Raw genomic sequence first — 7,621 nt, 5'->3', positions numbered from 1 at the left:
GCGCTCCCCCTTAACTACCCATAAATTAACTTCCGTCCATTTGGTATTCTGGGCATGGTTGAATACTGAGTTACATAACGCACTAAAGTATATATTTTCCGTGGCATCTGCAACAACTGGTTACGCATTAGAAAATTCCCTCGCTGGGTTGTCACAATTAGAACTGCACATGATTCGTCGATCCTCCATCTACGTACCAGTTAGCACCAGCAACAAAGCTAGCCGCCGGGCTTGACACAAAAGCGACTACTCGAGCTATTTCTTCAGGCGTGGCCAAACGTTCTAACAGGTTCCGCTCCATTACCTTTTTGAAGATTTCAGGATCACTTTGGTGCACCCGATCCCAGAGTCCACCGGTGAAAAAAGTGTCACCCGGGGAAACCGTATTTACCCTGATTGTCGGCAACAAACGCCGAGCCAGTGATTTCATGTAATGGGCTACGGCAGCCTTGCCTGCTCCATAAGAGGCTGATTCTGGGGCAGCCAGAGAACTCGCTTTTGATCCGATATAAGTTATGGCTGCATGAGATGATTTCAGGAGGATAGGAACTGCAGCCTCGGTCGCGTCAACAGTAGCCTGAATGTCCGTTTGCAATGATTTGCACCAATCCGTGCTCAATGCGCTCACGTTGGGAATGAAAATATCAAATGGAGCTATGGTGTTGAGCCACTTGGCAAAACGTATTCCATCCGTGACATCGATGGCTTCCGCTCGCACTGTGCCAGAGTAAATAGAGGCCAGACGCAGCGGCTCGTCGATCTGTACCTGTCTTCGGGCACAGAAAGATACTTGGGCTCCCTCAGCGGCCAGCACCTGAACTATTGCGGCCCCTATGCCAGCAGAGCCTCCCGTAACCACAGCGTGTAATCCGTCAAGATGTAAGTTCATGTAGTTCCCTTTTATTTCAAGTTGTGAGTACGGTCAGAGGTATTGATGGTTTTAGACGCGCTGATGGTCACGTAGCTTGAGGGGCTGGGTCCGGTGCCTGGGGGCTTTGCCTCGGGTTTTTGTCCCAGGGCTTCCCGTTCTGCACGGCGCTGGATATCTTCGGGCAAAGCTCCAGCACCTGCAAAAACAATCCTTGCAGTTCGCCCAGAAAGCGGCGACGGAAGGTGGCCAGGGTATCGTGATCCGGATGACGGCCTGCCGCGAGGTAACGGAAAGCCACAGAATCATAGGTGGCTTGTTCCAATTTACGGCTGGAAAAGATCCCGTTGGCATAGCCGTAGACCAAAATCGCCAGGAGGGTGGCCGGGTGATAGGCCTTATGACTACGACCCGCATATTGTTGGACCAGTAGCGAGAGGTCGAGCTGATCAATGAGTTCCACAATAAAACGGGCCAAGTGACCTTCCGGGAGCAAGTCGTCCATGGAGGGTGGCAGAAGATAATCGGTCTTGCGGTCAGCAGCGAGGAAGTGGGCCATAAAATCACTCATCACATTGAACCATAAGTAATTACACGATAATTTTAGGCAAAATGAAAGTCCGACGGGCTGCTAGTGGGTGTCTGTGACAACCGGATAAGCGCGGATCAATCATTAGATTCATCAAGAATGCAGCACTCCACTAGCAAGTTTATCAGTTTGTTTTATAAGAAGACTTATCATGCGCATCTTAGTCCAAAGATCACATAAGGCATGGCATTTGGTTCCAACTTTCAACCTCATTGAGTCAAAAATTTAAACAGATCTGGACCAATCATTACACCGAGCCCACAGCATGCGTTCCAACCTGGGCCCGCTCGGTACCCTAGATTGAAGTTGGCGGGAATATTATTCCCACGTAAAACTTCACGAAATCCCTTTGTCTGGCTATATAAAATTGGGTTTGCATATCCTAACGCGTTGTCACGAGCATTATTCACCAGGGCAAAAAAACCTGCCCATAACGGTGCTACTGCGCTGGTCCCACCTACCGGGAAAGTCTCACCATCTACAGTCACCTGATATCCTGAGAAAGGATTCGCATCCGCAGCCACGTCGGGCATACCTCTTCCAGAGGATCCAGAACCAACATTGACTGGAAGTTTCACCTGAGACTGATAAGAAGGGACCGGGAATATTCCAGATATTCCACCTCCAGTACCACTGGTACCATTATTCCAGACCACCTCCTGACTAATCCGTCCGCTACTGACAGTAATCGACGTTCCGCCGCAGGCGACCACATAGGGACTGGAGGCTGGAAAATCGACATGTACGGCGCCATCGTTGAGACCATCGGTAGAAAGGTTATCTCCTGCAGCGACCGTGATAGTTACCCCTGCCTCTGCTGCGTCGTGCAGAGCAGAATTCAGGCTGTTGCGCGCTTGCGCAGAATACTCTGATTCTGGTGATCCCCAGCTGATGGACATGACAGATGGGTTATGGCTACTGTCGGTAGCCGCGTAAGATACGGCGTCAGCAAAACCCGCATCAGTATTTTGCGTAAAGTAAACAACAATCAAGGCTCCAGGGGCGACGGCGCCGGCCACCTGGACATCTAACCCAACCTCGGCATCCGCTGAGTCAGGCGTAGTGGGACTGTTTTCACCACCATCCACGCTGACGGCTAACACATTGGGGGGTATCAACCCCATCGCCGCAAATTCCGTACGAATATCGGACTGATGGAAGCCTCCACCCAACTCGATAATTCCAATGCACTCTCCAGCACCTGTCGGATGTACGGGAATCCCGTAAAATCCAGCGATCTGATTGGGAAGATAGGCACTGGATGTTGTGGCTGAAGACCTATCGATACGCCTCAGCCGGGGGTGAGCAATAACCCGTTCATCCAAACCAAGTACAGATTCCAGGACATTTTTGAGGTCTGAGCGTACCTGAAGAACACCAACATATGCACGAAATTTGCCTGCGTTTCCTTGGTACCAATACAGATCCACCTTGAAGGCTGTCCGCATTTGCGCCGCCGTCCCGGAAATACGCACCCGCCTGCGGCGTGCATCCACCTCCAACACTTTGAGACCATGATCTTGGGCAAATGTACTGACAATATCGAGGTCGGAACGATACAGAGTCTCCCGACTCGCCAGCATTTTCTCACGAGAAAGCAGAATATTATTCACCGGGCGTCGTTTTACATACAGACTGATTTGAATGTTTTCATGATCTTCCAGGCGGGAAAGTCGACGAGCCTCTGCGGGTTCTCCGTGCATACTTTCAGGAAACGGTTCATATACCCAATTGTTCATCGGAGCGCTCCTTGTCGAGTCCGCTGTTCACATTGCACCAGATCGCATCTACTACCAGTTAGCAACTAAACTAAAATTCAAGGCGTTGATGTCTTCACCACTATAATCCAGAAAATGGGAATATGACCATTAAATTACCTGATTAGCACGATGTTTAAGCTGTACTTTTATATAGTAACTCTAGTTTAGACATTCAGCCCGGCTCCGCCGGGTTTTTATTTTCTATTTTTGCTACGAAAGTGCTTGACACCGTGATAGTGCCGTGCGGCCGACCCTTTGGAAAAAAGGGTCGGCCAATGAGAAGCGTTTTAGGCTTCTCGGAATCACTGCCATGTCCTTTCAGCGTCTCGTTACCCTCCGCCTTTCAGAATGGATTTCCTACTTTCTCGCGGCCGTGCCGCCCCGCTCGCGGCGCAGCTTCCTCGAACTGCTTTGCGGGTGCCTGATCTCCCCTGATGGCTGGGTCACCCGTGCCCTCAGCCATATTTCGCTGCGCTGCCATTGGACCACTTATTACAAACTCCTGGAGCGTGAATCCTTGCGGACCCAGGTTCTGGCCATTGCCCAAGTCCGATGGCTCCTGTCCGTTTTGCCGCCACTGCCGATCGTCGAGTTGATCATCGACGATACGCTGGTCCTGCGACACTCTACCAAGGCCCCAGGCGCGACCATCCACTTCGATCACAGCCATAAGCACAACCGCCCCCGTTATGTCCTCGCCCAGAACTGGGTAGGGCTGGCGTTGACCCTGCGGAGCCGCTCCGGCAAAGCCCTTTCCTTTCCCATTCGCTTGCGCCTCGTGCCTCGCACCGGTAATACCCACAAGCTGAAAATCGCCGGGGCATTACTGCGGGCCTTTATACCCCACATCCCCGTACCCGTCCGCTTGCTCACCGATGCCTGGTTCATGCGCCGCCGCCTGCTCTTGCCCCTGCTGCGTCAGCGCGGCCAGTTCATCGGCCAAGTGCGCCAGGATACCGCACTGTATCGGCAGTCCCCGCCCAAACCCGCCAAAGCGCAACGAGGCCGGCCCCGGAAATATGGGGACAAACTGACCCCGGAAACCCTGAACTCACTCCCCACGGAGATCCGCACCCTGTTTGTCTATGGAAAATGGCAGAAAGTCCGTCTTCAATCCATCGTCGCCCAGGCACGCTTCCTCAACGGCCATCCCGTCCGGGCAGTCTGGAGCGCTATCTACGATACAAAAAACCATCGATGGTCGCCCACACGCCTTTATCTCGCTTCCGAAACCGATCTGACCGCCCCTGAAATCGTCACCCTCTATGGCAATCGTTGGCAGATCGAACCCCTCTTCCATAATCTGAAACGCTGGTGGGGCATCAATAACCTCTGGCAGCAAAGGCGCGCGGTTCTCGAACGCTGGATGCAAATTCGTTGCATTGCCTGGTCCATGGTGCAGCTCCTCGCGGAAACGGTCACCGAGGACTTTCCCATGACCGCCATAGCGCCTTGGCGTATCGCTACGCCCGTCACTGCAGGACTCATGGCCCAATGGCTCCATCTGCATTTTCTGCGAGTTCCCTTCTGGACGGGCTATGATCCAAAGTCCGGGAAATTCCAGTGCCCAAATCCTGACTTTTGGGCCGATACTGATGACCCACCCCGCAAAAAGGCTGCTTGACGCACTTCTACCCCAAATTTACTGCATCATATCGCCACTCACTGAGACAGGCGAGGAAGCGGAATGTCTAAACTTCAGTATAGTAATCCATCCTGATATAATCCACTGATTCTTATGACAGCGATGTGTTCCATGGCGATGAACCGCGTGCAGTTTCAGAAAGGATTGTCTCTCCCCGATTTCCTGCAGCGTTTTGGCACCGAGGAACAGTGCGCAACGGCCCTGGAATCGGCGCGTTGGCCAGACGGATTCCATTGCCCCCAGTGTGAAGGTACCCGCCATTCTGTTCTGAAAGGCGGCTCGCGCAAGACCTTTCAGTGCAGCCATTGTCGCCATCAGACTTCGTTGATTGCCGGAACCCTTTTTCAAGGAACTCGTTTGCCTTTGATCCTTTGGTTTCTGGCCATTTACCTGATCAGCCAGGCGAAAACCGGGATGTCCGCATTAGAGCTGAGTCGCCAGCTCGGCGTCAGTTACCCCACAGCCTGGCGCATCCATCACAAGCTCATGCAATCCATGCTGGAACGCGAAGCCCTCTATACGCTGCAGGGTTCCGTACAAGCCGATGACGCTTATCTGGGCGGGGAACGATCCGGCGGCAAGCCGGGACGCTGCTCCGAAAACAAGGTGCCCTTTGTCGCAGCCGTTTCGGTCGATGAACAGGAGCATCCTATCTACGCACGCTTCACCGTCATTAAAGGATTTACTGGTCTGGCCATAGCAGACTGGGCGCGCACTACGCTGGATAAAAAATGTCAGGTCCTGACCGATGGTCTCCCTTGCTTCAATGGAATAGCCGATGCGGGACGGGGGCATGTGGTAATTGTCTCTGGTGGACGCAAGCCGAAGGATTTGCCTCAGTTCGGCTGGGTTAACACCGTGCTTGGAAATCTCAAAACGAGTCTTTCCGGTGCTTATCATGCCTTTAAGTTTCGGAAATATGCGCAACGTTATCTCTCCACCGTGACTTATCGCTTCAACCGCCGTTTTAATCTGGCCACCTTGCCCATGAGTTTACTTCGCGCCGCCATCAACACCGGACCAAGGCCCGAGCACTGGCTCCGCTCAGCGGAATCATCGTGCTAATCAGGAAACCATTTAAATTTCAGAGGTGAGGAATTCAGACGCTGATATCTACTGAAAATTGGTCGATCACTAGCGCTGTTTGACAAAAATTACCAATTTTCTGTCATCAAAGCATATGAAAATCAACAAAAACATCCATGTTTTGCGCTGCACTGGCGCTGCACTGGCGCTGCACTGAACAGCGGGATAGGTGGGGATACCCTAGGGTTGCGTGGGATACAAACAGCTTAACATGCTGATAATAAAAATTAATAAAAAATACTTATACTTCAATATGTCGGGAATATGCCTGCAACTGGATTTAGGTTCCAGCGCCGCAAGGCGTGGGAGTTCGAGTCTCCCCTTTCGCACCACCTTTCTTAGTGGCAGGATATTGTCCCGAGGATCGGCAGGCCGATCATTTCTGGAAGGGGAACCAGCGCCGCCAGCTTTTTCCCAGTGGCTGGCCGGAGGCGTTTGCTGGGGATTCCTGGCGGGTTTCGGCGGTGATCTGGCCGTCCTCGCCCTGCTGCAGCTGGACGTGGCGCACTACTCGCGTCACTTCACTCTCCCCCGGGGCACCCCAGGACTGTAGCGCCGCTCGGACCTGGCGCTGGGCGACAGTGTTCCAGGTCCCTGTAGCCGGTGCTGTCGTCGAGCTGATGACGATTGGGTTCGATCACTTCGGTCGCTTCCAGCAGGCCCAGATCCCCTGCTACGAGCTAGGAGAGCAGAGATTCTGGTATCTTTGCCGGGATGACAAGCGTACAACCGCAATCTGTTCAGCTTCTGGGGGCTCAGGACCAGGCCAGAGTCCTGGAGTACTTGGAGAACAGCTCACGCACGGCAGCAGAGATTGCCAGGGCCATACCTCTGTCTGTGAACCGAGTCAATGGGCTGCTCCTGGATCTGGAGAAACATGGCAAGGCCCACGTAGATCACTGCATACGCAATGTCAGAGGAGATTCGATTAACGTCTGGACTTCCCCAAGAGGATGATGTTGATTTTGCTGACCTAGCCCATAGGACGTGGGTTTGGGTTCATTCTCAAAACTGATACATCAGGTGCCTATCAGTCTTATGGCGATCGCTGGAAGTTCTTGGTCTGTTCAGATTGCTTAAAACCTGTGTCTTGATCTATCGCCATGACCATATTAGGTAATCGTGACATTCTGAAGTACCTTTTGTTTCCCCATTGCCATAACATCCGAAAAGTCAGTCGACAAAAACTAATCGCCAAACCAACTGCGCAAAGGAGAAGCTATCATGAACCAGGTATATCGCTTGTTATGGAGAGTCGGAGCCGTTTCTCCGCAGGTGGTTTCGGAGTTGAAGTCCGGGGTATCGAAACGCGGGAGAGGGCGGCGTTTGGGGCGCACGGGAGCGGTTCCGAAGATTCGGGTATTGGTGCTGTCCTGCTTACTGGCGAGTGGGTTGGGGGTTGCGGCTCCGGCGTGGGCGTCTAGGACGCCCCTTGGATCAACTACCGGATCGATGGGTGCTGCTGGAAAGACAGGGACTGATGTGACAGGACCAGGAAATGGCAGCGCAGGTACTGCGGGGATATCTGGCGGTACAGGAGATTCGAGTCTCAGCAAGGCAGATTCTCCCTATACAGTAGGCAAGGAAGTCACGATTGCAGGTGGTAGCGGAGGATTGGGGGGTAATGGCGGTAGCGCAAACGGCGTCGACGGCGGCCCCGGCGGCTTCGGCGG

The 7,621-nt window shown here is 53.0% G+C and carries 5 protein-coding genes and 2 pseudogenes; 3 read left to right on the top strand and 4 right to left on the bottom strand.

The window, feature by feature from the left end:
• Positions 1–157 precede the first annotated feature (157 nt).
• The 3 genes and pseudogenes from B1757_RS10285 to B1757_RS10275 form a co-directional block, all read right to left on the bottom strand.
• Entirely contained in the window at positions 158–889 is a 732-nt protein-coding gene (locus B1757_RS10285) for an SDR family NAD(P)-dependent oxidoreductase (RefSeq protein WP_101538233.1), read from the bottom strand.
• Between the two features lie 166 nt (positions 890–1,055).
• Positions 1,056–1,427 (bottom strand): annotated as a pseudogene (locus B1757_RS10280) (transposase); the annotation flags it as partial.
• A 239-nt stretch (positions 1,428–1,666) separates the two neighbouring features.
• Entirely contained in the window at positions 1,667–3,196 is a 1,530-nt protein-coding gene (locus tag B1757_RS10275; RefSeq protein WP_101538232.1) for a S53 family peptidase, read from the bottom strand.
• A 331-nt stretch (positions 3,197–3,527) separates the two neighbouring features.
• Between B1757_RS10275 and B1757_RS10270 the strand changes: the two genes are divergently transcribed.
• Together B1757_RS10270 and B1757_RS10265 are read left to right on the top strand one after the other, a co-directional pair.
• Positions 3,528–4,841, top strand: coding sequence for an IS701 family transposase (locus B1757_RS10270; RefSeq protein ID WP_101538231.1), 1,314 nt, complete (start codon positions 3,528–3,530; stop codon positions 4,839–4,841).
• A 132-nt stretch (positions 4,842–4,973) separates the two neighbouring features.
• The gene (locus B1757_RS10265; protein ID WP_101538230.1) at positions 4,974–5,927 is read left to right on the top strand and encodes an IS1595 family transposase; all 954 of its coding nucleotides are present in this window, start codon (positions 4,974–4,976) and stop codon (positions 5,925–5,927) included.
• Positions 5,928–6,324: 397 nt separating this feature from the next.
• On the opposite strand, the gene B1757_RS15455 is transcribed toward B1757_RS10265, so the two are convergent.
• Positions 6,325–6,468, bottom strand: coding sequence for a hypothetical protein (locus B1757_RS15455; RefSeq protein WP_172437676.1), 144 nt, complete (start codon positions 6,466–6,468; stop codon positions 6,325–6,327).
• A gap of 704 nt (positions 6,469–7,172) precedes the next feature.
• Between B1757_RS15455 and B1757_RS15140 the strand changes: the two are divergent.
• Positions 7,173–7,621 (top strand): annotated as a pseudogene (locus tag B1757_RS15140) (hypothetical protein); the annotation flags it as partial.

Origin of the sequence: Acidithiobacillus marinus, from assembly GCF_002847505.1 — a bacterium.
In the GTDB taxonomy this organism is placed as follows: domain Bacteria; phylum Pseudomonadota; class Gammaproteobacteria; order Acidithiobacillales; family Acidithiobacillaceae; genus Acidithiobacillus; species Acidithiobacillus marinus.
The sequence above is the reverse complement of the archived record's forward strand: the minus strand, read 5'-3'. Positions and strand labels throughout refer to the sequence as shown.

What these genes read in the sequence shown, in the direction of transcription:
- B1757_RS10265 (WP_101538230.1), top strand. Translation starts at nt 4,974, where the DNA reads ATGGCGATGAACCGCGTGCAGTTTCAGAAAGGATTGTCTCTCCCCGAT.
- B1757_RS10270 (WP_101538231.1), top strand. Translation starts at nt 3,528, where the DNA reads ATGTCCTTTCAGCGTCTCGTTACCCTCCGCCTTTCAGAATGGATTTCC.
- B1757_RS10285 (WP_101538233.1), bottom strand. Translation starts at nt 889, where the DNA reads ATGAACTTACATCTTGACGGATTACACGCTGTGGTTACGGGAGGCTCT.
- B1757_RS10275 (WP_101538232.1), bottom strand. Translation starts at nt 3,196, where the DNA reads ATGAACAATTGGGTATATGAACCGTTTCCTGAAAGTATGCACGGAGAA.